Source organism: Vibrio sp. 779(2023) (genome assembly GCF_033344285.1).
Taxonomy (GTDB): Bacteria; Pseudomonadota; Gammaproteobacteria; order Enterobacterales; family Vibrionaceae; genus Vibrio; species Vibrio alginolyticus.
Window position 1 is genome coordinate 1 of record NZ_JAWPOM010000003.1, and the last position, 25,909, is coordinate 25,909.

Below are 25,909 nucleotides of genomic sequence, written 5' to 3' on the forward strand. Positions count from 1 at the left end.
TTTATTTCACCTGAGCCACTACGCTACGACCCTACTCAAACACTTAATTTTCCGAACATGGCGAAAGCGCAAAATCGTGTGCCAAAAACGGAGTTGGTCGCAGCAAAAGGAACCTTGGCAAACAAACAAGCCGCGCGCTTGCTGGACTTGCAGCCTTTCTCGGACGTGTATCGAGTCGACCGTGTGCGATACCTTGAAGATAGACCTGTGGTATTCGTAACAAACTACATTCGCCCAGAGCTGTTTCCGAACCTGCTGGACTACGATTTATCAAATTCACTGACGGACATTTACCGCGATCATTATGGCGTGACGTATCAAAAGATTCGCTACCGCATTTCAACCAGTACTTTGTTGGGTGAAATGGCTCAGGCATTGCGTGCGACAGCCGGTACGCCAGCGATGGTAGTGGAGCGCATCAACTACAACCAGCATGGTGAGTTGATTGATTGCGATATCGAGTATTGGCGACACGATGCCATCAGCATTGAATCTCTGGCGGAACTCAATCGTTAAGTGGATTTTCTCATTATCTAAGGCTCCATCTCGGGGCCTTTATTTTATTCAGACAGGAACATTGAAATGGATTTGTTGGCGATTGGTCTCGTCGTTTTTTCTGCTGTTCTCCATGCGGGTTGGAATATCCTTGGTAAAAGCAACTCAGGCTCTGGACTCGCGTTTACTATGGCCGCCAGCTTTTCTGCATGTTTCATTCTTACCCCTTATTTGATTTGGTATTTGGCAACCATTGGCTGGACATCATTACCGAGTGAGTTTTGGGGGTTGCTGTTCATTAGCGGCATTTCACAAATGGTTTATCTGGTTGGTTTGATTGTCGCTTATAAGCATGCTGACGTGGGTGTGGTTTATCCCATTGCTCGGGCACTGCCAGTGATGATGGTCGGCGCAATCAGTGTGGCATTGGGACATGAATTATCCAGTCAGCAGTGGCTTGGGTTCTTGCTGATTACCCTTGGTTGTATGCTGGTGCCACTGACGAATTTTCGTCAAATGACATTGGGCTCCTATTTGAACGTCGGTGTGTTCTGGGCATTAATTGCCGCAATAGGCACAACGGGTTACTCGGTGGTCGATAAAGAAGCGCTGAGTTTACTTACAGGGCAAGCATCAGAGATCTTGAATGATCAGTACAGTGCGATCTTTTACTTAGGCGTGCAGTTTTGGGCAATTGGTATTCCTGCCCTTGTGTGGTGCTTGGCTACAGGCAAGCCAGATGAGATTAAGACAGCGTGGCAGATCCGCAAAACAGCCAGCATGGCAGGGGTAATGATGGCATCCACCTACGGCTTGGTGCTGTTTGCGATGACCATGACAGACAACGTGAGTTTGGTGGTGGCACTAAGGCAAATCAGCATTGTGTTTGGGTTGTTTATGGGGATTTGGTTTCTGTCTGAGAAATGGTATCTCACCCGAGGGCTTGGCGTTACTTCGATCGTGGCGGGGATCATTCTCGCGCTTACGTATTGACCTATATTCACGAAAAAAGGCAGCGAATGAGCCTCTCGCTGCCTTTTGTATTAACTTGTAAGCCTTGTTTAAAAACGCAGTTGCGCACCAAACATCACACCGCTAGAGTCAAAATCGCTGTTTTTTGAGTACACATATTCTGCATTCAAACCAAAGTGTTTATAGCTCCAGCCGATACCGCCAGCCGCTTCACCTCCGACACTTGAGTGTTCGATGTTCTTGCTCTGACCGTTCACTTTATAAGTGTATTCGAGAGTGTAGAGAGTGATACCTGCCTTGCCGTACAGTTCGAAACCTGAACCCAGAGGATAGCTAGCATAGCCACTCAAGCGAGGTCCGGAGAAGCTCGTATCGGTGACTTCTGAAATCGGACTCACGAGTATCGAGCCGATACCGTCAAACGCGCCTTTATAACCTGCTTCGATACCAAAGTTATGTGTTGGCATGTAGCGGTAATATATTTCACCTAAGAACATGTCGCCTGATTCTTTGCTTGTCGGAGCATCGTAGTTCACATCGCCATAGCCAATGTTTGTACCTATGATGTGCTCACTGGTTTCTGCGTTGGCTGACAAAGAAAAAGCCGACAACACTAAAGCAGTAATGAATGAATAACGCATGAACGCTTCTCCTTAGCTTTTAGCTTGCTCGCCTTTTAATATTTGTTCGAAAGTGATCTTGGTGTTGTCTAGCCATTCATAACGGCGACGATACATCGAACGCTTAGAGCGCGACATGCCTTCGATATCTCGACGGGGTGCATTTACATCAATTGAGTAAAAATGACGATTGTATTCGGTGCCGCCCAATTCTTGCCAGAGTGCATCGTAATCCGTTTTGATTCGCCCTTTGCTGTAGCGCTTAGCTGCGTAAGTATGGGACTGCGTTTTCACTGCTAGAATCGTATTTACTTCCCAAATTTGTGCGAGCAAAGTGAGCAAGCTCACCATCAAGCTTTTTGGTCTCTGTCCGTAAAGCTTACGAGTTAGCTTTTTAATTTTCGCGTTGTTTTCTTCACTGCTTCGCGGTCCTTGTAAGCCGCCAATCATAATGCTGCGTCCAGATTCGATGTGACCTAGCGTAAAAGAGAGCGTGTAGAAGTTGCCATCTTCAGCGCTGTGCAGCACTAGGCTCATGTCGCCTTCTTTTTGATAACGTGCTTCGTATACTAATCTCACCGAGTACAGTATTTCGTCAATTTCAAAAGAGGCTAATGTTAGGCCTTTCGAGTCTGTGTAGATTTCTTCGATTGTTTGTTTAGAAAACAGTTCTGAAATCGTTTTGTAGTGATCAACCACCAAGTTAGAACGATCGAACGCTGAGTTGTTTTTGATGATATACGGACGAAACGGCTTCTCTAAAAATCGATGCGTACGTGTACAAAGCAACTCTAACAATGACGATTCAATATTGTCTGAAAGGTGCTTAAACGCACGTTTGTAATAAAGCGCACGTAAGATGAACTTAGCTCTGTAGGTCCAAATTGGCTTGTAGACATCAGCATAATCATCTGAGTAAATCGATTTGCTATGGTAAAAAATGGATTTGTTCGCGGTCATTTTCACTCCAGATTAACTTGTGCTCAATAGCGACAATTAAGAACCGACGGACGAGCAGCGAAGAACCCGAAAAGGAGGAATGCAAAGCACGACTGAAAAGGGGTGGTTTTTGCTGTGTCCGACGTTTGTGTAAGGTTTTGAACAGTGTTCTTTTGCTGGAATTCTAAGAGAAAATTGACCTTAGGTATTGTATGGTTTGGTAAGGAAGTGTCAGGTTGAAACCCATTGTTCAAAAGGAAGAAAATGCGAATGTCGGCTGAATATGACGTTGAGTTGCTAAGTTAATGTGAAATAAGTTGAACGAAAATTGAACATTATTTGAAATTGTTTTGACGTGTTTTAGGTCTTTATACGTACCTTATAAGTATCGAGCCAATTTTGGCCCGATGTAAAGGTAAGTAAGGAGAGGTTTATGAAACGCTTAACAACTTTAGCAAGTACGATTGCTCTGATTGCTGCACCTTCTATGGCTCTTGCTGGTGGTTATCAGTGGACAAACGATACCGAAACTATCCATGGCGACGTAATGGATAGCAAACAAGCGGCTTATGAAATGGGCCGAGACATGATCCAAAGCTACCAAAATAAATCATCTGGACAACTCCGTGATGAGTTTACGAGCCTTACAATGTATGTTGATCGCCAATCGTTTTCTATCACTGACTCAAAAGTCATGGTAAATGAGTTCTTGCAAAGTGACGGGCAAGTTGTTTACCAGCCTATTCTCAATGTTCAATACGAGTACCGCATGCGTGATACCGGTAAATACTAACCAGTAAGACGGACTTGAATTGTTTACCACTAATATTTTTTGCTGTTTGTTTTGGGGAGCCACGAGCTCCCCATTTTGTTTTTGTCGAAAGCGAAAATTTTCACACTCTCAGTGCAACATTTTCTATCGCTCAGCGTTAGATTTTCTTGCTCGTTGATTGTCATCATCGTTTGTAAAGTGTTTGCGGAAATGGATGTAACGCACTAACGAGGATACCCGATGACACATCATTCATATTGGTTCAAGCAGGCAATTGAAGCTGAGCAACCAGAAACGCCACAACCGTTACAGCAGAACATTAATACTGACGTTGCGATTGTTGGTGGCGGATACACCGGACTTTGGACCGCGATTATGATTAAGCAGCAATCTCCGGAAAAAAAGGTAGTCGTGATTGAAAAAGGCCTTTGTGGCAGTGGTGCATCGGGCGCAAACGGCGGTTGTATGCTGACTTGGTCGACAAAGTTTCCGACATTGAAACGGTTATTCGGTGAAGAACATGCTGCTTGGTTAGTAAAAGAGTCGGAACAAGCAGTGCTCGAGATTGACGACTTTTGTCAGCAGCACAACATCGATGCGCAATTATCGTTGAAAGGGGTTTATTACACTGCAACCAATCAGGCTCAAACTGGGGGAATGCAGCCAGTTGTGGACGAGTTAAAGCGATTAGAAGTGAACAGTTGGCGTCGTTGCTCGGTGGAGGAACTGCGTGCCTATGCGGGATCGCCGCGCAATATAGAAGGCTTTCACTCTCCAGTTGCAGCCAGCGTTCAACCTGCTTTATTGGCGAGAGGATTAAGACGCGTCGCAATGGAGTTGGGTGTTGAAATCTATGAGAATACGCCGATGACGCGTTTAGATTATGGAAAACCTGCCACTGTCTGTACACCTAAAGGAAATGTTCAAGCGCAGCAGGTGGTGTTGGCATTGAACGCATGGATGGTGGAGCAGTTTAAACAGTTTAAAAACAGTATCGTGGTGGTCTCTTCCGACATGGTGATCACCAAGCCGCTTGGTGACGCACTACCTCAATCTGGTTGGCAGGTAGGTTCTAGTGTGTTGGATTCTCGTATTTTTGTGCACTATTACCGAGATACGCCAGATGGCCGTTTGATGTTGGGGAAAGGCGGCAATCAGTTTTCTTTCAATAACCAAGTTGACGTAATGTTTAACAAGCCAACACGCTACCAAGGTCTACTGCGTAAGTCGTTCGATAAGTTGTTTCCTCGTTTGAGAGGCGAGGAGTTTGCTTATTCATGGACGGGGGGCTCTGATCGTTCTGCTACTGGTTTCCCTTTTTTCGGCGAGCTAGATAAACAGAGCAATATCTTTTACGGATTTGGTTATTCAGGCAATGGTGTAGCGCAGACTCGCATGGGCGGAAAGATCCTATCTTCATTGATATTGGGAATCGATAACGAGTGGACGAACAGTGGTTTAGCCAAAGGACCGTTGGGGTGTTTCCCACCAGAACCGCTTCGCTGGACCGGGGCTATGATAGTGCGCAACGCGGTACGTCGAAAAGAGGAAGCAGAAGATAACGAGAAAACGCCGTTTATCTGGGATAAGTGGCTAGCAAAACTCGCGGGACCAGCAGGCAAAGCGGATAAGCTTGACTAAACTGAAGACTTTAGCCACAAACGAGACAGTTTGCAGTGAAAGTCATTGGGGCGCGATGAAGCCTTGTGTTAGCCTCTGTCTTTCAAGCTCAGATTTAAAAGGTGAGTCATAAAATGAAAGTATTCAGCAACTTCGATAGCGGCAGCATTCACGTAGTGAAAGCGGACGACAAAAACGACATCCAACTCAAAATTCCTAACGACAATATGTCGGAATTCTACCAGTGGTTCCACTTCCGTCTTGAGACAGAAGCCGAGCAATCACACACCATCAAATTGCTTGATTTGGCTAAATCGGCTTATCCAGAAGGATGGCAAGGTTACGATGTGGTTGCGTCTTACGATCGTGAAGAATGGTTCCGAGTACCGGCAGAGTTCGATGGCGACACGCTGACTTTCACTGTAATCCCTGAGCGCAGCTCAATTTACTTCGCGTACTTTGCGCCATACACGTACGATCGTCATTTAGACTTGTTACACATGGCACAAAGCGCGCACCACTGCCAACTTGAAACACTAGGCCACACATTAGACGGCAACGACATGAGCTTGCTTACTTTCGGTGAGCCAGAAGAAGGTAAAAAGAAAATCTGGATGATTGCACGTCAGCACCCAGGTGAGACGATGGCAGAATGGTTCATGGAAGGTATGATCCAACGTCTGTTAGATGAAAACGACACGGTTGCGCGTGCATTGCTTGAAAAAGCGGTGCTTTACGTCGTACCAAACATGAACCCAGACGGTGGTATTCGCGGTCACTTGCGTACCAACGCAGTAGGTGTAAACCTAAATCGTGAATGGCAAACGCCATCAATGGAAAAGAGCCCAGAAGTCTACCTTGTGCGTCAGCGCATGCTGGAAACGGGTGTTGACATGTTTTTAGATATTCATGGCGATGAAGCGATTCCGTATAACTTCGTCGCTGGCTCAGAAGGTATTCCTTCTTACGATGAAAATCTTGCCGCTTTAGAGACATCATTTAAGCAAGCGTTACTGACTATTACGCCAGAGTTCCAAGATGAGATTGGTTACGATAAAGATGAGCCTGGTAAAGCGAATTTGACTGTGGGTTCAAATTGGGTTGCAGAGCAGTTCAAATGCTTGTCTTACACAATCGAAATGCCATTTAAAGATAACAACAATCACCCAGATCCACTTTACGGTTGGTCTCCTGAGCGTAGTGTCTTGTTTGGGCAAGATGTATTAGCTGCAACGTTAACCGTAGCGGATAAAATTTAGCGCGACGAGTTAACGCTTTTTCATTATTTCGAAAACAGCTCATTTAAATGAGCTGTTTTTTTGTGCTCTCCACATCCATGCTCCCCTGTAAAAATTTGTTGCCATTCACAAGCTTAAATGATGATTCTTAAATTTGAGAAAGTGGTTTTTTATGGTGATTTGCGTCACAGAAAGTTGGCTTCTTTGTGATATTCTCCGCAACGAATTGACTATGGCTAAACCAACGCAACGAACTTTATTTTTCGGTTGGGTATGCGGATGAAGCTCATGAATAGATGGTCTTGAGGTTACCTTTTTCCGTTTTACGTCATTGGCGTTTGAATATCATTTTTGATTCTTTCCTACGCTATTTAGCTATTTCTATTCGAAGAAAAGAGAAAGTTACGGCTTCATATTTTACGGCAGTATGCTGCCGCGATGTGTTGCTTTGTGTACAAGAAAAAGGAAAAGAATAATGAAAAAAATCGCTATAGCAGTGGCTACTGTACTTGCTGGTGGTGTGATCTCAAACGTTGCACTTGCTGACACTTACATGGGCGGTAAAGTAGGTTACAACTCTCTAAACGATGCGTGTTACCTAAACGAACCTTGTGACGACGACAGTTTTGCAGCATCTATGCACTTAGGCTACAGCTTCAACAAGTACGTTGCGGCAGAGTATGGTGTTGATTACCTTGGTGACTTCACTGCAAACTTCAAAAAGCCTGGCCTAAACACCGTTGATGGTGATCTTTGGGCATTGACGCTTGCTCCTAAATTTAACCTACCACTAACGGATTCTTGGAATCTATTCGCGAAAGTTGGTGCTGCATACATGATGGCTGGTGACGAGAAAGATTTCGTACCAACTGGCTCTCTGGGTGCTGAATACCAAATCAACTACAACTGGAGCCTACGTGCTGAATACCAACGCTACCAAGATATGTCTGATGATGTAATTGAAGACATGGATTCAGATTTCTTCGGTATCGGTTTCAACTACAAGTTTGGTTCTGAGCCAGTCGTTCAAGAAAAAGCCGTTGAAGAGGTGGTAGAAGCACGTCCTGCAACCCGCATTGTAGATCACGTTTACCCTGCTCAAACAACAGCGACAGTACAATTCGACTTAGAAAGTGCAGAAGTGAAAGATGCGTCGAACCTTTCTGGTACCGTTGATTTGATGAATACTTACCCACAAGCTCAAGTTGAGATCACGGGTTACAGCGATACGACAGGTTCTGCTGCTTACAACAAGCAACTCACAGAAAAACGTGCGAAAGCCGTTGCTGACGAGTTCCAAGCAAAAGGTATTGCGGCTGAGCGTATGACAGTGAAAGGCATGGGTGAAGCTAACCCAGTAGCAAGCAACGAAACACGTCAAGGTCGTCAAATGAACCGTCGTGTTGAAGTAGTTGTCCCTGCGTTTGAATACCAAACCACTGAGAAAGCAGAATAATTCCTGCTTAAGAGACAGTTCCAAAAGCCAGCGTGTATCACGCTGGCTTTTTTGATCCCGCTTAACAAACTCAGCACTTTCATCAATTTGTCATCACCAGTTCATACCATGGCTGCCAAGTATTTGGGAGAGTGTTATGCAAAGTTTACCGCCGCTTAATTTGCTCCGAGCGTTTGAAGCCACGGCGCGATTACAGAGCTTCACTAAAGCCGCAGAGGAGCTAAATGTGACCCGTGCGGCCGTCAGTCAGCAGGTGAAATCGCTAGAACTGCAGTTAAATGCAACATTATTCGAGCGCAAGGGTACGCACCTTACGCTGACCAGCTCAGCAAAAGAATACTGGCCTGTGGTTAACCATGTGCTTCAAACATTATCGACCACGACGCAGCATTTATTTACTCGTCCCAAGAATACGCAAGTTAACTTACATGTCGCTCACAGCTTTTGCTCTCAGTGGTTAATGCCAAGATTGGCTGATTTTCAGCGACAATTCCCAGACATTTCCTTTAAAGTCTCGACAACTGCTAATACAGTTCCAAACGCCAGTGCGATTGCGGATATCGAAATTATTAACGGAGATGGAGATTGGCAAGAGCAAGAAGCCATACGATTAACCCAAGAAAACTGGATTGTTGTCGCAAGCCCCGGCTTTATGCATTTAAACCCGATAAATGACCTCTCGCAGTTAGCTAAAGCGCCTAAAATCTGTACTAGTGGTTATCATGAATCTTGGCAAGAGTGGCTTTCACACCAAGGTTACCAAGGGAAGGTGAGCAAAGTCGTCGCCGAGTTTGAACACTCATTGCTTGCTATTCATGCTGCGATTAATCAACTTGGCGTGTTGCTGGTAAGAGACTTTCTTGTTGAGGATGAGCTGCAACAGGGCGTATTAGTCCAGGCTGGAAATTGGCATATGCCAAGTTCTGGTGCACATTATATGGTGGTTCGAGCATCCGAAAAATCACACGTAAACACCTTTGCTCAATGGTTAATACAGAGTCTTTAATGTTCGTTCAGCGAGTAAGTAGAGCGCATGTGTGGTTTGGCTATTATTAGCAGTAGCAAGTCATCAGTCTAGGACTGAGCGACATGCTTAATGACATCTAATAACCACTGATTTACCGGAGCTTGCTGTTGAGAGCGACGACAGCTCATCACGTAGCGAACATCAAGCTCTAGCCCAGCAGGAAGCGCGATACTCCGGCAACCCTTAGGAACATGTCCACTCATCGTTATGCCAAAATGATTCGTTTGCAGAAGCACTTTTTGAATCATCGCTGGATGCTCAATTTCCACTTTAGGTGTGGTTCTAAAACCCATATGTTTGAGCCTTTCCAACACTGGGTATCGGTAGTCGTTCCATCCCGGCGTTTTAAAAAGTATAAAAGGGTATTCTTCTAGTTCTTGGGAGTTTTGAGCGGGATGATCTTGTCGAACAAAAAATACCGCTTTTCCTCGCCCTAGTTCGGTCTGAACAATTGACTGTGGCAGATCTTCATCAAAGTAATGAATCGCAATGGCGTTTTCACCGTCAATTAATCGTTTTTTTGCTTCGCTACCCCAGCGCAAACATGAGAATTTTGCGTTTGGGGCGTGCTTTAGTAACTCCAAGTAAAACTTGTCACCAAAGTACTCCCAAAACAATGTGTTGGCATAAATAGTGATTGAACCGTCAAAATGAGCTGGTGAAAAATGCTGTGGTTTGATGGAATCAATACTGTTGATTATTTGCTCAAAATGCGCAATGTTCGCTTCCACAAAAGCTGTTGGTTCAAAGCCATTTTTGGTCTGAACGAATAGCGGCTCATTGAGCTGAGTTTTCATCTTTGTCAGATTTTTGCTGATTGCTCCTGACGTTTTACCGAGTGATTCTGCGACTAACCGGACGTTACGTAACTCATACATCCGTTTTAATACCAAAATATTTTGAATATCCAGATTAACGCTCATACATTGTCTCGCTTGGCTTTTGTCGACAAATCATATCGCTGAATTTCTTAAGAAAAGACAACGCTCGGTCAATTTAAGTTGCTGCCTTATCCCTGATTTATTGAAGGTAACGATAAGTTATTCTTGGTTACATCAGTTTATTAGCATGGATTTCCATTTGGTAAATAATGGCTTTCCTCGTATGAGCGCGTTTCTGTTGTTACAGTTTTTCCACCGACAGAAAGTAAGAACGATAATAGAGGTGATGTATGAAAAAACTAATCGCACTTGTTTTGATGGTTTGCTCAACAAACGTAGCATTTGCTGGTGATGGGTCATACACGGGCACGATTGATATGACGATGGCAACGAAAAATCAGGTTGACGTAGAGCGTTCAGATTCTCAATTGACGCTGAAGGGTCGCAATGAAATGGCCTATGGCGGTGTAACAATCCATTCGGATGCTGCAACTCAAAAAATTGAACTTCGTGGTCGACGTGATTAATCGAATAGTTTCTTGTTAAGAAAATGCCGCGAAGAACGCGGCATTTCTATATGTAATATCATCAGATCACAATTACCAGATAAGCGCATGGTGAGAAGCTAAGCGCAATGACCACCTGCCATTATTCGCATGGCGGTGCCATATGAATGACAGCTAAGCCCCCCAAAGAGGTTTCACGGTATTTTTTATTCATATCTTTACCAGTCTGATACATGGTTTCGATAACTTTATCTAACGAAATTAAGCATTTACTTGTGCGCTTTAATGCCATACGCGATGCATTAATCGCTTTCATTGCTCCCATGGCATTTCTTTCAATACAAGGTACTTGAACCAAGCCGCCAATCGGGTCACAAGTCATACCCAATGAATGCTCCATCGCAATTTCCGCAGCAATACAAATCTGCTCGTTACTGCCCCCTCTTAGCGCTGTTAAGCCAGCGGCAGCCATGGATGAAGAAACCCCAACTTCTCCCTGACACCCCACTTCTGCACCAGAAATTGACGCGTTAGTTTTATATAAGATGCCGATAGCGCCGGCGACTGCGAGAAAGTCTTTTAGCTGTTTAACATCGAGCTCTTTGATGAAGCGATGGTAATACATCAATACCGCCGGAATCACCCCTGCTGCACCATTCGTTGGAGAAGTAACGACTTGCCCTCCTGCTGCATTTTCTTCACTAACCGCAAAGGCGAAGAGATTGATCCAATCCATGATCTCCATCGGATCGTTTTCAACTGCAGCGTTGGCTTCGAGCTTTTTCAAAAGGTTTGGTGCTCGACGAGTGACATTTAGACCACCTTCCAAAATCCCTTCCGTATCGAAGCCACGTTGCATGCAGAGCGACATCACTTTCCAAATTTGCTCTGCTCTTTGGTTAATTTCTTCGTCTGAGCGAAATGCGAGTTCGTTTTGGAGGATCATGCCTCCCAAGCTGAAACCGTTCGTCTCGGCTTTTTCCAGCATCTCATCTGCGGATGTAAACGGAAATGGTACTGCGACCTCATCTTGTTGCGTGCCGTTCTCTAGTTCGTCGGCGGTGGCGATGAATCCGCCCCCAATGGAGTAATAAATTTCAAACGCTACTTGATCTCCAGCAGCGTCTAATGCCGTAATCGTCATGCCATTTTCATGCAGGGGAAGGTTGTCGCTATGAAAGACGATGTCATGGTCGTAGCTAAACTCAATCTGGTGTGTACCGGCGAGCATGAGCGTATTATTGTCTATGGTATTTTGTAGCGCACTTTTGGCACTGCTCATTTTGATGGTATCAGGTTTATTTCCCATCAAACCAAGGACCGTGGCTCGGTCTGTATGGTGCCCTCGACCTGTCAGTGACAATGAGCCATAAAGGTCCACTTGCACCCGATGCACTTTCGCCATAGAGTCGCTAACTAGCTGAGTGAAATGGAATCCGGCAAGCATAGGACCATTAGTGTGGGAGCTGGATGGCCCGACACCAATTTTAAATATATCGAAAATCGACAGCATAATTGACTTCCTTTAGCAGTGAACCTTTATAAAGGTCTCTAGAACAGTGTTGTTAACTAGATGTTAAAGCTTGTGGGTCGGGAGTGAAAGAAGATTTTTGTAACACTGCCAACTAAGCGCGAGATTTTAAAATGAAGTTAGACAACATCGTCATCGTTTTAGGTAAACGCCTCGTCAATAACAGGTTGACCTCTGAGGGCATAACCAGAGTCGAAGCTTTGTCTTGTAGGACTGCATCACTACCGATAGAGCGAACGGTGATTGTTTTTTGTGGCGGAGTAACGCAAGGACAAAGTGTTTCTGAAGCAGAGGCGATGTACGCGTATTTTAGAACCCTAAACGCAGACTCTGTGAATCCGTTCCCTGAACGTCATATACTCTTAGAAACGGAGTCGTTGAACACGTTTCAAAACATGCGTTATGTTTCCCAAGTTTTGTGCAAAAGTGGGTTGTTCGAGTTATGGTTGGGGCATCCGGTTGAGGTTATCTTGCTGTCTAATGACTACCACCTCGAACGAATCATTGATATCCAGAATTTGATGGATGAGCAAGGCTTATTACGAGTACTTAAATCCGATTGCGAATCCATGGGGGTGACCCTCAATATTCCACTGGATATCAGCAAACATATTAGCGTGCCATACCCACATAAAGGGCTTATGGCGGACACATTCTTGCTACTCGATGAACTCACAACCTACCGAGTTTATTTAGAAGGGGTCAAGCATGGCGTATTTTTCCGAGATTTATCAATTGTCCGAAAAAAGCCACTTATGATCGCAAGAGATACTATTCACAAATTGCTCTCTTTACCGCTCGATAAAGAGGCTTTGCAACATATTGAAGAAATGAAAAAGGCCGTCGAAATGACGGCCTTGGATGAATCTGTAGGTGCTGCGGAAAAGGCATTAAGTATCTTCCATCCGATACTGACTGCATTGAACCGTCGCTTTGATCCTGAGTCTATTCATTAAGCTCGCGTTTTGTGCGGACGGCGCTTAATGCGATCAAGCAGTAGCAAAGCAGTTCTATACCTTCTTCTGAGATATTTTTAACATCACGGATGTAATTTTCGTCCATCACTTGTTGCCAAAAACTACCCATACCATACAAACGAGAGAAGACTAATAATAGCATTACAGCACCAACTAATAGCTTCATATGTGGCACCGTTAAAATGGTCGCCATTTCGTTCATGGTACCTTTACCACCTTGGTAAGCTTTGGCGCAAGCCAGTGCGGTGACAGCAAGTGCTGGGAAAACCCAAGAGCCATGATGAATCATGTCTGTCCAATAGTCCGTTTCGCGAATAATCAGTACTGCAAAAAATCCTGCAATCAAAATAGCCGCATGCTTTAGCTGAGGCTGTTGTTTCGATAAGCTGAAAAACGACCATGATGCAATAGCAAGCATCACAAGCTGGAGCGTTTCTGTAACGGAAAGCTCGCCAAGGCTTGATCCCAACACGACATAATCAAGACGAAGACTAAGGTTAACGAGAATACTTATAGCGACAATCATCAAGGCGTTTAAGCTTGATTTATAGATAATGCGCTTTGATTTTTCAGTAACAACGTTGCTTGGGGCTGACTCGGCTTCTTTTACTATTTGTGTTTTCATCTTGCTCACCTGTCCCAGAAAATGTGGAAGAAATGTGAATTAGTGTGATCTGTGTTTGGAATTTTATTGTCCAAGTGGAAAGTTATGTCAGGGGAATGTCAAGAATAGAACACTGTTCGATATAGGGTCGATGTGCGGTAAAGTCAGAGATATGTAAAAACAACGTAAGAACACTTTGATAAATCAAATAAAAAAGGAGCCCAAAGGCTCCTAAGTGATAGAGGGAAGGTGACGTATCGATAAAAATAATTAGTAGTTGTCACCCTCATTTTCTTTGTGATTCTCGCGATAGTATTCCCATTGCTCGACGCGTTCATTGTCCGACAGCACACAGTAAGTGACACGTTCGCCGTTTTCCGACACGGTATCCAGCTCACCACCTTGCTGAACACAGTATACGGCTGCGGGATTTGCAACGGAGGTATACTCAGTTGATCGGGTCGCTCCCTCGTAAGTTGAACAACCAGCCAGTACCAATGTTGCAGCCATAGCCATCATTAAATTTGTCTTTTTCATTCTTTATCTCCGCATGGGGTGGGCGAGTATTGTATTGATTATAGGCAACTTTAAGAGATTATTGTCTTATCGATGTTAAAAGTAAGAGGGACGTATAAGAATTTAGATATTCTCATTTATTGCTGATTAGCACGTCACACTTCTGTTCTTGGCGTATTGTTGTGAAGGTCATATCAATCACTTCCTGACAAGCGCTCGAACGTACCTGGCCTACAACAATGATTTAAAGTGTGAAATTCGGTAATATGCGCACAAAACATTGACCGTGGTATTTTCGATGAGACATTTAAAATCGACCGTTCATCCAGACATAGAGCATTTGGATGACAAAATTGTTTTTCAGCGCAATGCAGCGCGAGCCATTGTACTTGATGGTGAAGATGTGCTGTTGCTCTATACAGAACGTTACCATGACTACACGCTACCAGGCGGTGGTATTGATGATGGTGAAGATGTCATTGCTGGATTAGTCCGTGAATTAGAGGAAGAAACGGGCGCCCAAAATATACATGGTATTAAGCCTTTCGGAATCTTTGAGGAGTTTCGTCCGTGGTACAAGGATGACGCTGACGTGATGCACATGGTGTCGTATTGTTATACGTGTAAAATCGAACGTGAGCTAGGCGAAACGGCGTATGAAGATTACGAAGTTAAAAATGGAATGCGCCCGGTATGGATGAACATACACGAAGCAATTGCACACAATGAAAAAACGATGGCAGAAAGCCCGAAAAAAGGCATGAGCATTGAGCGCGAAACGTTTTTACTTCAGTTGATTTCTAAAGAATTACTATAAACAGTTAGTTTGCATCATTACGACTTAGCTTCTGTTGGCTCTATTGTGGGCAAAGATTTTAGAGCAATAAAAAAGTCCGGACTCCCCCCCGGAACCCGGACTTATTCCAGACGCGCAAGCGAAGCGTCATCTTGATATGTTAGATTTGTTTCGAACTATGAAAACAATAGCTGTTTTACATTTAGTGTGTAAATAATTATTAGGTCTGACCATTGGTTTTCATGTTTTTTGCAAACACAATGTGACGCATATCTACCCAATTGCCAAGCGTAATTGGGGCGCTTTTTAGTAAACCACTACTCTTTCTTATCTTTGAGATACCTTACCTCAACTTTTTCGCACACGTTTGCATAGAGATCACGAGTTTTCAAATTCGCCGAACAGGATCTTGTAATTTTACGTTTCTCTGACATTGGGCTCTGTCGTAGCTTTTATCACAAATTAACTAGCGGAGGCAGTCGGCTAAAGTCGACCAGCGGTTGTGAAATCATAGGAGCGTCTGGAGCAAACAAGAGTAAAGGTTGAAATGATGAGGATTGTAACTGACCGATATCTATCAACTTTTCCAATGCATAGAAGCGGCTGACGTATTGGCGAGTCTCGTTAGGCAGCGTGAGTTGTTGGAAATCTCGACTTCCTGCTCGCTGAATAGCACGTGCAACACGTCCTTCTCCGGCATTATATGCAGCTAAAGTGAGAGCCATATTTTGATCGAATTTGTTGTATAAAAACGCCAGGTACTTGAGCGCGGCCGTTGTGCTAGCTTCTGTGTCAAAGCGATCGTCTTGTTTTGTATTTATCGTTAATCCGAATCGTTTCGCTGTGGCTGGTATCAGTTGCCAAAGTCCGGCGGCGTTAGCATGAGAAACGGCTTTGGGATTGTAAGAAGACTCTAACATTGGCACTAAGGCTAGGCTATTTGGTAATGAGTGGTTTTGAAGCTGTTTGAAAATGTGGTTAATTACCGGTTTGGATGAATCGAGACGCTTGGCAATTTGTGGCTTGTATGGGGCTAATACTTGATACTGCGTTTGAATATCGGCAGCATTTGGTTTTGCCTGGCATGTGATTGGAAGGTAGGACAGAAAGGCAATAAAAATAAAAAGGCCTACAGTACTCAGCCGAGATGGCGACTGAATCTGTAGGCAAGACGAACATCGTTTAGAACGATTTATCTTCATAAGTGTGTTGCACAGGTTGTTTGAGTTGACTGACCAACTCATGGAACGCCGCAGAGCTGTGGCCATTGCTCTGATTGTATTGTTGGCACTGACTTACCAACGTTTCCAATAGCGCCCATTGTTTTCTAGCTTGCATACCTATTTGGGCAGGCAAAGCATTGAAAATTCGTTTTACGCTGGCGTCATTACACGCTAACCCCAGCGCTCGCATACACTGGCTTCTGTCATTGGCGGAGCGGCTGAGTTTATTGAGTATCGGCATTTGTTTCTGAACATTGTCGTTCAGTGCCTCTCCATCAAACTTTAAGTACAATACCTTTTGCTGCTGCAGCAAAGGAAGCAGTTGTTGATAAAGCTTAATATCCTCAGATATAGAGCGAACAAATTGTTGAATTCGCTGCGATACTGCGCTTGCCATGATGTCTTCCTAGCGTTTTATTACTCGTGACCTGTATGGAACTGCATGATTGCCTTGGATAACACTTTTGTATCTAGGCTAAGTTCACCACGCGCTAATGCGTTGCGTACTTGTTCTACTTTTTCCATATCAACATCAGGTAGTGATGCCATTTCAGCTTGAGCGCGATCTATCGCTACGGTATTCGCTTGAAATGCAGGCTCGTGTACTTTGCTCTGTTCGACGACGTCGACAGGCTGTTTGCTTGCTTGCTGTAATTTTGTTTGTGGGACATGACCGCCCGCGACTTTGTCGATTTTCATGCTGTGGTCCTCATCATCATGTTCTAAATTAAGTAGGCGGTTAGAATGTGATAAACATTAAATATTTTTTTTGTACTCGAAGTTCAGTGTTACTGACGAGAGCCAAAATTAAAAAATGTTACCCCGAGTCAAAAAATCAAAATTGAGTATGAACCTGGTTTAATCCAGTTACGACTGCTCTTATGACCTTGCCCGAACTTGGGTTTTCCACGTCAATTTGTTGCCCTTTCGCTCCATCTTCTAAGGCGACTCCTTTTGTGCTGGCACTAAATCCATTTTTGCTCGCAATGACTATGACTTCATTGCCTTTCTCGATTAGAGGTGGGGCCGACAAATTGGATGGATTAACCACTTGTCCAGCCCGCAAACGACGAGAGGTTTCTAAGCCTACTGCTTGCTCGGGGCGAGTATAAAAATCGTCTTGGCGAGAGATGGTTCGGGTTTCAAGCTTTATGTGTTTAGCCGTTACGACTTCATTTCGGCCAACCGTGGTTGTCGCGACCAAAACAGGCAGAGTCAGCGAAGACTTTATCGTAACGTTAATTCGCCATGGTGATGCGATATTGTCGCAGCTGACTGAGCGCTTGAGGTTACCGACTGGCAACGTGTTGTTGTCACGACCTGTGATAACTAAAGGCGATTGACATTCTGGCAAGTGATTGGCTGAACCGGGCACCCACATGTCGAAGTCTAGTTTGTACTCCCCCCACTGATTGGAGAGCGCTACGCGATCCACCTCTTGTTCGAAATCCGTTGCTACAACGGACCTTATCTCTTCAACGCTTAGGGTTTTGTCATTGGTGTTGGCGAATGCTTGTTCTGATGCCAAAGCGAGTAACGTCAGCATTATTGTTGAGGAAGTAGACATTTTCCTCTTGTTTTTAATGCTTTCCGAGAACCGGAAGTTTGGCTTCCATCCTTGTTTGTAAATCATTGATATATATAGCTATTTTTTATGGCACGTATCTTGTTTGTATGTTGGCGTATTCGAGCCAACTGTAAGGAAGATGCATGGCGATCACATTTGAAAATGCTTTAGGAGTACATCCAGAGGCACTTAATTTTCGCGTTCAGCGTACCAAAGTCCTCGCCAGTAACCTAGCAAATGTTGACACCCCTGGGTATTTGGCGAAAGACCTAAGTTTCACCACCGTAATGAACCAAGTAACGGCAGGTGGTGTGAACAAACCGGTGCCAAAGTTCCAGGTTCAGGCCCAATACTCGGTGCCTTACCAGAATAGCAAAAATGGCAACACCGTAGAGCTTGGTGTTGAACAAGCAAAATTCACGCAAAACAACATGGACTTTCAAACTAGCCTGACGTTTCTCAACATGAAATTTAATGGCTTAGCGAAAGCGATTGAGGGACGTTAATTATGTCATTCACTGATATTTACTCGATCACTGGTTCCGCGATGACAGCACAAACTGTGCGTCTTAATACGGTAGCCAGTAACTTAGCAAACGCAGATGCAGTATCTGCAAATCCAGAAGATGCTTATAAAGCGCTTAAGCCAGTATTTGCGACTGTGTACCAAAAAACGCAAATGACAACAGAAAATGGAGCTTATCCCAATGCAGAAGTTCGCATTGTTGACGTTGTTAAAAATGCTGGAGATGCAGAGAAGCGTTTTGAGCCGAACAACCCACTGGCTAATGATGAAGGTTATGTGTTTTACCCAGATATTGATGTAGTTGCTGAAATGGCAGACATGATGTCCGCAACACGCAGCTTCGAAACGAATGTTGAAGTATTAGCCAATGTAAAAAGTATGCAGCAAGGTCTGCTTAGATTAGGGCAGGGTAGCTAATGAGTATTGCACAATACACCCCTTTATCGTCTGACGCTCCAGTAAATACAAAAGCAAAAGACAGCAACGGTATCTCACCAAACCCTAAAGACATGAACAGCGCTTCTTCATTGGAGAATGAGTTTATTTCTTTGATGGTGGCTCAAATTCAAAACCAAGACCCACTTAATCCCCTTGATGGTACGGAATACGTTGGTCAATTGGCTCAGTTCTCGCAGGTACAAAGTACCGAGAATATGTCTAAGACAATGCAACAGAGCATGGTGTTACTGGACAACATGCAAGTGCTATCAACAGCGGGCCTTGTTGGGCAAACGGTTTACGTCAATGCGGATGAATTTCAGCTTGGTGAAGACGTACAAAACGGAAAAATCGAACTCGCTCATAGCTCAAACCAAGTCACGTTAGTTGTTAAAGATGAATTTGGTCAATCAACTAAAGTGCCACTAGGTGCTCACGGCAAAGGTGACGTCGACTTTTCAATTAATCCTGAAGAACTTGGTCTTAAACCAGGCAAATACTCAGTGGCCGTAGAAGTGCAAGAAGGGCAAGCAAGTCCAAATGTGCTGATGGCAGGCACTGTTGAGCAAGTGCGCATTCCTAATACCGGTGGCGCAGCATTAGTCAATGTCCATGGCGTTGGCAACGTTCCTTTCTATCAAATCACTCAGTTTGGTGCTTAACCAAATACGGAAATCAGAGGTCTATTTATGAGTTTTAACATCGCACTAAGTGGTCTGGACGCGACCAACACAGAGCTAAACACAATCAGTCACAACATTGCCAACGCATCAACGTATGGTTTTAAAGGTGGCCGCACAGAATTCTCCGCTGTATATAACGGCATGCAACCTGGTGGTGTGGAAGTCGCGTCAATTTCACAGAACTTCGACAAAGACGGCAGTATCACAGGAACTGGCCGTGCGATGGACCTAGCTATTAATGGCGGTGGCTTTTTTGTTACTAAAGATAATATGGGTCAAATGTTGTACACACGTTCAGGTGTGTTCTCAACGGATAAGAACAACTTTGTTACGGCTAACAGCGGTGCAAAGCTTCAAGGTTACAGTGTCGATAGCAACAACAACCTAATGACAGGTTCTGTGGGTAATATTCAGGTATCGACTTCCTCACTGAATGCTAAAGCAACAGACAGCTTAGATTTTGTTGCGAACTTCGACGCAAGCGCGTCTGTTATTGATAAAGCCGTAACGCCATTCAATCCAAAAGATCCAAGCTCATTTAACTCGTCTTACACAACAAAAGTCTACGACTCACTGGGTAACTCGCACACGGTAACTCAGTACTTTACTAAGACTGCTTCTAACTCGTGGGAAGTGAACGTTCAAGTAGATGGCGGTACGACGCCAGTAGCAACTGTGCCTGTAACGTTTGGTAAAGACGGCTCGCTTTCAGCACCAACTGCGCCGTTTAATGTTTCATTCCCTGCTGCAGGCGCGAACGCGATGAGTGTAGACATTAACCTGAAAGGCAGCACGCAATTTGGTGCAGCTTTTGGCGTAAGTACTAATAGTCCTAACGGTTACACATCAGGTGAACTTGCAGGTGTACGCGTTGAAGGTAACGGCATGGTTTACGCGACTTACACTAACGGCCAATCACAGCTACAAGGTCAGGTTGTTCTTGCTGATTTTGCAAACACACAAGGCTTAGCGAAAGTGAGTGGAACATCATGGACTCAAAGCTTTAGCTCAGGTGCTCCAATTATGGGTGTTCCGGGTTCAGGTACGATGGGTGACCTAACTCCGGGTGCATTAGAAGGTTCTAACGTTGACTTAACCAGCGAGCTTGTTGCTCTAATGACTGCACAACGCAACTACCAAGCAAACGCAAAGACAATTTCTACCAGCGACAAGCTTACTCAAGCTTTGTTTAACGCGGTGTAATGGGAGTTTTGCATGGATAGTTTGTTATTTACGGCAACGTCGGGTGCCAGCCGAGTTCTTAAAGCGCAGCACGTTCGTTCAAACAACTTATCAAATGCTGATACTGCGGGTTTTCGAGCGGATATGGAGCGTGTGCGTAGTGTAGAGATGCAAGGCCCAGGTTTTGATGGTCGCACTATGGTTGTGACCAACTCTGCCTCAACACGTTTCGACGCTGGCGATATTGTGAAAACAGGACGTCCGTTGGACGTTGCGGTTATGGGGGAGGGATATCTCTCTGTAGAAACCCCAGCGGGTAACGAAGCTTACACCCGTGCAGGCAATATTCAGGTCGATACTTTTGGCGCTCTAACAATCAATGGGTTCCCTGTCCTCGGTGACAATGGTCCTTTGGTTGTGCCGGATTATCAAAAGATTGAAATCAGCGAGCGTGGTCAAGTCTCAGTGATCCCACCAGGTGGCGGCGCAGAAATTGTGGCAGGCACTTTGAAGTTGGTTAAACCGGAAATTAATCAGCTGCAAAAAGAGAGCGATAGCTTGCTGCACAGCGTAGATGGCGTGCCATTCGCGGCAGATGAAACCGTGCAACTCTCTCCTGAGCACATTGAGGGCAGTAACGTATCTGCTATTGATGAATTGGTTAGTGTGATGTCGCTGACGCGCAACTTTGAAATGCAAGTTCGCATGATGAAAACGGCGGAAACTCTAGCAAAAGCTGGTAACAAATTAATGGCGGCGAGCTAAGTCTCGCCCCGCAAGGAGTAAAAAATGCATTCAGCATTATGGGTAAGTAAGACAGGCATGGCAGCGCAAGACACGAAGATGACTGCCATTTCTAACAACCTAGCAAACGTAAACACGGTAGGCTTTAAGCGTGACCGAGTTGTATTTGAAGATCTTTTCTACAGCATTCAGCGTCAACCAGGCGCACAAGTAGACCAAGTTAACGAACTACCAAGTGGTATTCAGCTAGGTAGCGGTGTTCGCGTTGTTGGCACACAAAAAGTGTTCACGCAAGGTAATACCCAAAACACAACGCAAGAGTTGGATCTTGCTGTAATGGGTCAGGGTTTCTTCCAAATAGAAAACTCGGACGGACAGATCATGTATACACGTAATGGTCAGTTCCATCGAAACTCAGAAGGCTTAATGGTGAACAGTCAGGGCCTGCCTTTAGAGCCTCAAATCCAGATCCCAGACAATGCGGTCTCTTTCTCTGTGGGTGTTGATGGCACAGTGACTACAACAACAGCAGACGATCCAACACCTCAGCAGCTTGGTCAAATTACACTTGCAAAATTCATCAATCCAGCCGGCTTAGAGGCCATGGGTGGCAACTTATTCCGTGAAACGGAAGCTAGCGGTCCAGCTGATGAGCTGATTGCAGGAGCTGATGGCGCCGGCATTATCAAGCAAGGTGCACTGGAAGGGTCAAACGTACAAGTAGTAGAAGAGATGGTCGACATGATCACCACTCAACGTGCGTATGAGATGAATGCGAAAGTGGTCTCTGCTGCAGATGACATGCTGAAGTTTGTTTCGCAATCAATGTAAGTATGAAATTGGTGATGATGAAGGAAAAAGCAATGAAATGGCTTTCTAAGAGTTGGGCAGTAGCCGCCGTGTTGCTGGTGGGATGTGCTGGCCGTCAGGAATTTATTCCGCCTGAGCCGAATGCTGAGGAATATGCACCACCAACGCTCGATTACACGCTGCCGGAAACCCAATCTGGTAGCCTTTATCGTCACCAATACACGATGACTCTGTTCCAGGATCGTCGTGCTTACCGAGTTGGCGATGTATTAACGGTTCAATTATCAGAAGAAACCTCATCGAGTAAAAATGCGGGTACTAAGTTCGGTAAAAGTTCAGCAATTAACTTTGTGGCGCCGACCATAGGCACGAAAACTATCGATGAGTTAGGGGTTAGCGTGGATGGCAAACGTAACTTCGATGGCAGTGCATCAAGTTCACAAGGCAACAAGCTTCAAGGTGCCATTACGGTAACGGTACACGAAGTATTACCTAATGGCGTATTGCGTATCAGCGGTGAAAAATGGCTTCGTCTGAATCAAGGCGACGAGTTTATTCGTCTAACCGGTATCGTCCGTGTGGATGATATTAACCGCAGTAACCAAGTTTCTTCTCAACGAATTGCTGATGCAAGAATTACCTACGCAGGTCGCGGAGCGCTAGCTGACAGCAACGCAGCCGGGTGGCTAACTCAGTTCTTCAACAGCCCATGGGTACCTTTCTAATGAAGACAATGCAATCTTTCTTTATGTCTCTCCTATTGGTGTTGACCTTGGGACTACCAGGCACTTCACGTGCTGAAGCGGAAATTCCGATCATGGACTTGGTCGATGTTCGCGGCATTCGAGAAAACCAACTGGTTGGTTATGGTTTGGTAGTTGGCTTAGCCGGCCAAGGTGACCGAAACCAAGTGAAATTTACCTCTCAATCTATTACCAACATGCTACGTCAGTTTGGGGTTCAAATTGATGACAGTATGAACCCTAAGCTACGAAATGTGGCTTCTGTGAGTGTGACAGCGTCCGTTGACCCAATGGCAGGCCCAGGACAAACGTTGGATGTGGTTGTGTCTTCAATCGGTGATGCAAAGAGCCTTCGCGGTGGTACGTTATTGCTAACGCCTTTACGTGGTATTGATGGCGAAGTGTACGCGATTGCGCAAGGTAACGTGGTTGTGGGCGGCTTATCTGCAGAGGGGCGAAGTGGCTCCAAAGTAGAAGTAAACACACCAACGGCGGGTCGCGTTCCGAATGGTGCGACTTTAGAGAGAGAAATCAAAACCGATTTCAACCAACGTGATGAAATCACCCTAAACCTGCGCAAGCCTAGCTTCACTACAGCAAAAAATATTGCGCGTGAAATTAACAACACTTTTGGGCCTAACGTTGCAGTTGCGATCAATAAAGCGCGCATTGATATGCGTGCACCAAAAGATACACAGCAGCGTGTCGTCATGATGTCGATGCTTGAAGAAATGAGCGTCGTTGAAGGCCGTAAACCTGCTCGTATTGTCTTTAACTCTCGCACTGGCACCGTAGTGATCGGTAAGAGTGTCAAAGTGAGTGAAGCAGCAGTAAGTCACGGTAACTTGACCGTGCGAATTTCTGAATCACAACAAGTTAGTCAGCCTAATGCGTTTGCAAATGGCGATACGAAAGTCGTTAACCAAACGGACCTTGATGTGAATGAAGATCTCGCTCAGATGGTGATTTGGCCTCCAGGCACGGAACTTAACACCATAGTTAATGCGGTAAATAGTTTAGGTGCCACGCCTACAGACTTGATGTCTATCCTGCAAGCTTTGAGTGAAGCAGGTGCATTGAACGCTGAATTGGTCGTGATATAAGGAGTTAAGGATGAAGCTAGACAGTACCAATGAACAAACTCAGTTAAATTCGATGCTTTATCACGACAATAGTGCATTGGCTAACATCAAGCATAGTCGTGATCAAGAAGGCGCACTTGAAGTCGTCGCAGGTCAATTTGAGGCAATGTTCCTACAAATGGTGTTACGCCAAATGCGCAGCAGTAGTGATGCTCTTGCTGATAAAGACAGCCCGTTCGCCAGTCAGCAACAAGGGGTATTCCGTGATATGTATGACGGTCAGCTGGCGATGGAACTAGCAAAGAAACAGAGCTCAGGCATTGCCAATATGCTCATCCAGCAGCTGAGCCCGTCTATGCGTGAGGTTGCTTTCGATGCTGCGCGCAACATCTCATCCGCTAACGATGGTAAAGCTTCGAATTCTGAATCTATCTCACAAGTAGATTCTAAAGAGGTGGAGAAGAATTCAAGCCTATTTAATACCGCTTCTCAAGCCGTCGCCTCTGTTAAACAGGTATTCGGTGAGGCCGGTATGACTACCGCGTTTTCTCAGCCGTTGATCAGAAAAATGGAGCTGTAAATGAACCTAGTTAATATTGCCCTTTCAGGTTTAGGCGCGAACCGTGTGGCCCTAGACGTAACCGCGCAAAACGTGGCAAACGTGAATACCGTGGGTTACAGTCGTCAACAAGCGTTGATGGCGTCTGTCGATGATGGTAAAGCCAATCGCTTAAGTCCAGGTTTAGGGGTAGAAGTCACTAGCATTCGCCGCGTTACTGATCAATTTCTGATTAAGCAAACGTGGTCGACTAACAGTATGGCGGCATACGCATCTGGATACACCAGTAACATGAGTCAGCTGGAGAATACGCTTGGTGCCGATGGTTTCAGTATATCGGCTGGCTTGGACTCACTAAACGCCGCGCTTAACGATGCGACCGTTAAGCCAGAATCCATACCCTACCGCCAGCAGATCATTAACGAATCTGAAGCTTTGGCCCGCCGTTTTAATACGCTTACCGAGTCTTTATACAATCAACATAAAGACATGAGCGACCAACGTAATGCAGCGCTTAACCACGCGAATAGCCTTATGGAAAATATCGCGAAGGTGAACAAGCAACTGGTAGAGATGCAAGGTACAGGTGGTAACCCATCACAGTTAATGGATGAACGAGATAGGTTAATCGGTGAGTTATCTCAAACCATTGAAATCAAAACAACACAGCAGCATGACGGCAGTGTTCAGGTCACACTAACCTCTGGTCAACCGCTTGTGATGGGTACGGACCATGGCAAACTGGAAGCCATTCCTGACCCGAGTGATCCTTACTTGGCGGACTTACACGTCACGTTCTCGAATCAAAGCTTTGCGATTGGTGACTCGCTTGGTGGCAAATTAGGTGCGATTAATGACTATCAAACCGAAGTGTTGAAACCAAACCAACTGGCTCTGAATGACATGGCGAAAGCTCTCGCGGATGAATACAACGCCGTGCTTGCGACTGGCAAAGACTTAAATGGCAACCCAGGTAAACCTTTGTTCAGCTATGACCCAGCAAACCCTGCAGCCAGTTTGGATATTACCAAGCTAACTCCAGATGAGCTTGCGTTCTCAAGTGATGGAACACCTGGTAACGCAGATGCGTTGCAATCATTGATCGAGTTAAGCAACAAGCCAGTGGCGGTATCAGGTTACGGCTCAGTAAGCTTGAACGATGCCTTTAGTTCAATGGTGGGTCAAACCGCAATTAAAGCACGCCAAGCTAATGCTGATTATCAAGCGAAGTTAGCCATGAACAAGCAAGCGCACGCAGCTCGCGATAATGTTAGTTCCGTAAACAGCGATGAAGAAGCGGCTAACCTAATGATGTTTGCTAATGCGCACAATGCCAACATGAAAGTGATCAGCACAGCAAATCAACTGCTCGATTCTATTCTGCAGTTATTCTAAGAGGAAA

At 45.0% G+C, this 25,909-nt stretch carries 30 protein-coding genes; 20 read left to right on the plus strand and 10 right to left on the minus strand.

Annotation, left to right across the window (positions count from 1 at the left end; all coding sequences use genetic code 11):
- A partial coding sequence (locus tag R8O70_RS05040) for a UTRA domain-containing protein (RefSeq protein ID WP_318184070.1) occupies positions 1 to 516 on the plus strand: 516 nt, incomplete at its 5' end.
- A gap of 66 nt (positions 517 to 582) precedes the next feature.
- Positions 583 to 1,488 (plus strand): EamA family transporter, encoded by a 906-nt coding sequence (locus R8O70_RS05045; RefSeq protein ID WP_053349359.1) that lies wholly within the window; start codon positions 583 to 585, stop codon positions 1,486 to 1,488.
- A gap of 68 nt (positions 1,489 to 1,556) precedes the next feature.
- Here R8O70_RS05045 and R8O70_RS05050 read toward each other — a convergent pair whose 3' ends face one another.
- Together R8O70_RS05050 and R8O70_RS05055 are read right to left on the minus strand one after the other, a co-directional pair.
- A complete protein-coding gene (locus R8O70_RS05050; RefSeq protein WP_062731083.1) occupies positions 1,557 to 2,108 on the minus strand; it encodes an outer membrane beta-barrel protein in 552 nt (183 codons plus the stop codon).
- A 12-nt stretch (positions 2,109 to 2,120) separates the two neighbouring features.
- Positions 2,121 to 3,047, minus strand: a complete 927-nt coding sequence (locus R8O70_RS05055; protein ID WP_005384371.1) for a VirK/YbjX family protein — start codon at positions 3,045 to 3,047, stop codon at positions 2,121 to 2,123.
- Positions 3,048 to 3,459: 412 nt separating this feature from the next.
- Here R8O70_RS05055 and R8O70_RS05060 point away from each other — a divergent pair, with 412 nt between their 5' ends.
- The 5 genes from R8O70_RS05060 (at position 3,460) to R8O70_RS05080 (ending at position 9,118) form a co-directional block, all read left to right on the plus strand.
- The gene (locus tag R8O70_RS05060; protein ID WP_053349357.1) at positions 3,460 to 3,819 is read left to right on the plus strand and encodes a DUF3316 domain-containing protein; all 360 of its coding nucleotides are present in this window, start codon (positions 3,460 to 3,462) and stop codon (positions 3,817 to 3,819) included.
- A 219-nt stretch (positions 3,820 to 4,038) separates the two neighbouring features.
- A complete protein-coding gene (locus R8O70_RS05065) occupies positions 4,039 to 5,439 on the plus strand; it encodes an FAD-dependent oxidoreductase (RefSeq protein ID WP_053349356.1) in 1,401 nt (466 codons plus the stop codon).
- A gap of 113 nt (positions 5,440 to 5,552) precedes the next feature.
- On the plus strand, positions 5,553 to 6,677 hold the full coding sequence (locus R8O70_RS05070) for a M14-type cytosolic carboxypeptidase (RefSeq protein ID WP_017819760.1): 1,125 nt from the start codon (positions 5,553 to 5,555) through the stop codon (positions 6,675 to 6,677).
- 454 nt (positions 6,678 to 7,131) lie between these two features.
- Positions 7,132 to 8,112, plus strand: a complete 981-nt coding sequence (locus tag R8O70_RS05075; protein WP_005374035.1) for an OmpA family protein — start codon at positions 7,132 to 7,134, stop codon at positions 8,110 to 8,112.
- A gap of 136 nt (positions 8,113 to 8,248) precedes the next feature.
- Positions 8,249 to 9,118 (plus strand): LysR substrate-binding domain-containing protein, encoded by an 870-nt coding sequence (locus tag R8O70_RS05080; protein ID WP_115386473.1) that lies wholly within the window; start codon positions 8,249 to 8,251, stop codon positions 9,116 to 9,118.
- Positions 9,119 to 9,186: 68 nt separating this feature from the next.
- On the opposite strand, the gene R8O70_RS05085 is transcribed toward R8O70_RS05080, so the two are convergent.
- Positions 9,187 to 10,062: a LysR family transcriptional regulator gene (locus R8O70_RS05085; protein ID WP_318184074.1), complete on the minus strand. Its 876-nt coding sequence runs from the start codon at positions 10,060 to 10,062 to the stop codon at positions 9,187 to 9,189.
- A 248-nt stretch (positions 10,063 to 10,310) separates the two neighbouring features.
- Between R8O70_RS05085 and R8O70_RS05090 the strand changes: the two genes are divergently transcribed.
- A complete protein-coding gene (locus R8O70_RS05090; protein WP_054579233.1) occupies positions 10,311 to 10,547 on the plus strand; it encodes a hypothetical protein in 237 nt (78 codons plus the stop codon).
- A 121-nt stretch (positions 10,548 to 10,668) separates the two neighbouring features.
- On the opposite strand, the gene R8O70_RS05095 is transcribed toward R8O70_RS05090, so the two are convergent.
- A complete protein-coding gene (locus R8O70_RS05095; RefSeq protein ID WP_017819764.1) occupies positions 10,669 to 12,039 on the minus strand; it encodes an L-serine ammonia-lyase in 1,371 nt (456 codons plus the stop codon).
- 131 nt (positions 12,040 to 12,170) lie between these two features.
- On the opposite strand from R8O70_RS05095, the gene R8O70_RS05100 reads away from it, so the two are divergent.
- Positions 12,171 to 13,013: a YdcF family protein gene (locus R8O70_RS05100; protein WP_054579234.1), complete on the plus strand. Its 843-nt coding sequence runs from the start codon at positions 12,171 to 12,173 to the stop codon at positions 13,011 to 13,013.
- Here R8O70_RS05100 and R8O70_RS05105 read toward each other — a convergent pair.
- A complete protein-coding gene (locus R8O70_RS05105) occupies positions 13,003 to 13,659 on the minus strand; it encodes a hypothetical protein (RefSeq protein WP_005374025.1) in 657 nt (218 codons plus the stop codon). The genes R8O70_RS05100 and R8O70_RS05105 overlap by 11 nt on opposite strands.
- Before the next feature lie 249 nt (positions 13,660 to 13,908).
- The gene (locus tag R8O70_RS05110) at positions 13,909 to 14,175 is read right to left on the minus strand and encodes a DUF333 domain-containing protein (protein ID WP_005374023.1); all 267 of its coding nucleotides are present in this window, start codon (positions 14,173 to 14,175) and stop codon (positions 13,909 to 13,911) included.
- 277 nt (positions 14,176 to 14,452) lie between these two features.
- Between R8O70_RS05110 and R8O70_RS05115 the strand changes: the two genes are divergently transcribed.
- Positions 14,453 to 14,971, plus strand: coding sequence for an NUDIX hydrolase (locus R8O70_RS05115; protein WP_005374021.1), 519 nt, complete (start codon positions 14,453 to 14,455; stop codon positions 14,969 to 14,971).
- A gap of 434 nt (positions 14,972 to 15,405) precedes the next feature.
- Here the strand turns inward: R8O70_RS05115 and R8O70_RS05120 are convergent, their stop codons facing one another.
- The 4 genes from R8O70_RS05120 to flgA all read right to left on the minus strand — a co-directional run bounded on the left by R8O70_RS05120 (position 15,406) and on the right by flgA (position 17,806).
- Positions 15,406 to 16,152 (minus strand): lytic transglycosylase domain-containing protein, encoded by a 747-nt coding sequence (locus R8O70_RS05120; RefSeq protein WP_031780892.1) that lies wholly within the window; start codon positions 16,150 to 16,152, stop codon positions 15,406 to 15,408.
- Entirely contained in the window at positions 16,133 to 16,570 is a 438-nt protein-coding gene (gene flgN / locus R8O70_RS05125) for a flagellar export chaperone FlgN (protein WP_005374018.1), read from the minus strand. The genes R8O70_RS05120 and flgN overlap by 20 nt, the downstream gene beginning before the upstream one ends.
- A 20-nt stretch (positions 16,571 to 16,590) precedes the next feature.
- Positions 16,591 to 16,872 (minus strand): flagellar biosynthesis anti-sigma factor FlgM, encoded by a 282-nt coding sequence (gene flgM, locus R8O70_RS05130; RefSeq protein ID WP_005374016.1) that lies wholly within the window; start codon positions 16,870 to 16,872, stop codon positions 16,591 to 16,593.
- A gap of 136 nt (positions 16,873 to 17,008) precedes the next feature.
- Complete coding sequence (gene flgA, locus R8O70_RS05135; RefSeq protein WP_318125872.1) at positions 17,009 to 17,806, minus strand: flagellar basal body P-ring formation chaperone FlgA; 798 nt, start codon at positions 17,804 to 17,806, stop codon at positions 17,009 to 17,011.
- Positions 17,807 to 17,883: 77 nt separating this feature from the next.
- Here flgA and flgB point away from each other — a divergent pair, with 77 nt between their 5' ends.
- The 10 genes from flgB to flgK are packed head-to-tail and all read left to right on the plus strand — an operon-like array spanning position 17,884 to position 25,902.
- Positions 17,884 to 18,246 (plus strand): flagellar basal body rod protein FlgB, encoded by a 363-nt coding sequence (gene flgB, locus R8O70_RS05140; RefSeq protein WP_005374013.1) that lies wholly within the window; start codon positions 17,884 to 17,886, stop codon positions 18,244 to 18,246.
- Positions 18,247 to 18,248: 2 nt separating this feature from the next.
- Positions 18,249 to 18,683 (plus strand): flagellar basal body rod protein FlgC, encoded by a 435-nt coding sequence (gene flgC, locus R8O70_RS05145; RefSeq protein WP_005374012.1) that lies wholly within the window; start codon positions 18,249 to 18,251, stop codon positions 18,681 to 18,683.
- Positions 18,683 to 19,366, plus strand: coding sequence for a flagellar hook assembly protein FlgD (gene flgD, locus R8O70_RS05150; protein ID WP_005384410.1), 684 nt, complete (start codon positions 18,683 to 18,685; stop codon positions 19,364 to 19,366). The genes flgC and flgD overlap by 1 nt, the downstream gene beginning before the upstream one ends.
- 27 nt (positions 19,367 to 19,393) lie before the next feature.
- Positions 19,394 to 20,590: a flagellar hook protein FlgE gene (flgE, locus tag R8O70_RS05155; RefSeq protein ID WP_005374010.1), complete on the plus strand. Its 1,197-nt coding sequence runs from the start codon at positions 19,394 to 19,396 to the stop codon at positions 20,588 to 20,590.
- A 12-nt stretch (positions 20,591 to 20,602) separates the two neighbouring features.
- Positions 20,603 to 21,334 (plus strand): flagellar basal-body rod protein FlgF, encoded by a 732-nt coding sequence (gene flgF / locus R8O70_RS05160; RefSeq protein WP_005374009.1) that lies wholly within the window; start codon positions 20,603 to 20,605, stop codon positions 21,332 to 21,334.
- A gap of 24 nt (positions 21,335 to 21,358) precedes the next feature.
- Positions 21,359 to 22,144, plus strand: coding sequence for a flagellar basal-body rod protein FlgG (gene flgG / locus R8O70_RS05165; protein ID WP_005374008.1), 786 nt, complete (start codon positions 21,359 to 21,361; stop codon positions 22,142 to 22,144).
- A 32-nt stretch (positions 22,145 to 22,176) separates the two neighbouring features.
- A complete protein-coding gene (gene flgH, locus R8O70_RS05170) occupies positions 22,177 to 22,848 on the plus strand; it encodes a flagellar basal body L-ring protein FlgH (RefSeq protein WP_017635111.1) in 672 nt (223 codons plus the stop codon).
- Positions 22,833 to 23,969 (plus strand): flagellar basal body P-ring protein FlgI, encoded by a 1,137-nt coding sequence (locus tag R8O70_RS05175; RefSeq protein WP_086026720.1) that lies wholly within the window; start codon positions 22,833 to 22,835, stop codon positions 23,967 to 23,969. The genes flgH and R8O70_RS05175 overlap by 16 nt, the downstream gene beginning before the upstream one ends.
- Positions 23,970 to 23,979: 10 nt before the next feature.
- Positions 23,980 to 24,528 carry a rod-binding protein gene (locus R8O70_RS05180; RefSeq protein WP_005374002.1) on the plus strand — a complete coding sequence of 183 codons (549 nt, stop codon included), beginning with the start codon at positions 23,980 to 23,982 and terminating at the stop codon, positions 24,526 to 24,528.
- Positions 24,529 to 25,902: a flagellar hook-associated protein FlgK gene (gene flgK / locus R8O70_RS05185; RefSeq protein WP_005374000.1), complete on the plus strand. Its 1,374-nt coding sequence runs from the start codon at positions 24,529 to 24,531 to the stop codon at positions 25,900 to 25,902.
- The last annotated feature ends 7 nt before the right edge of the window (positions 25,903 to 25,909 follow it).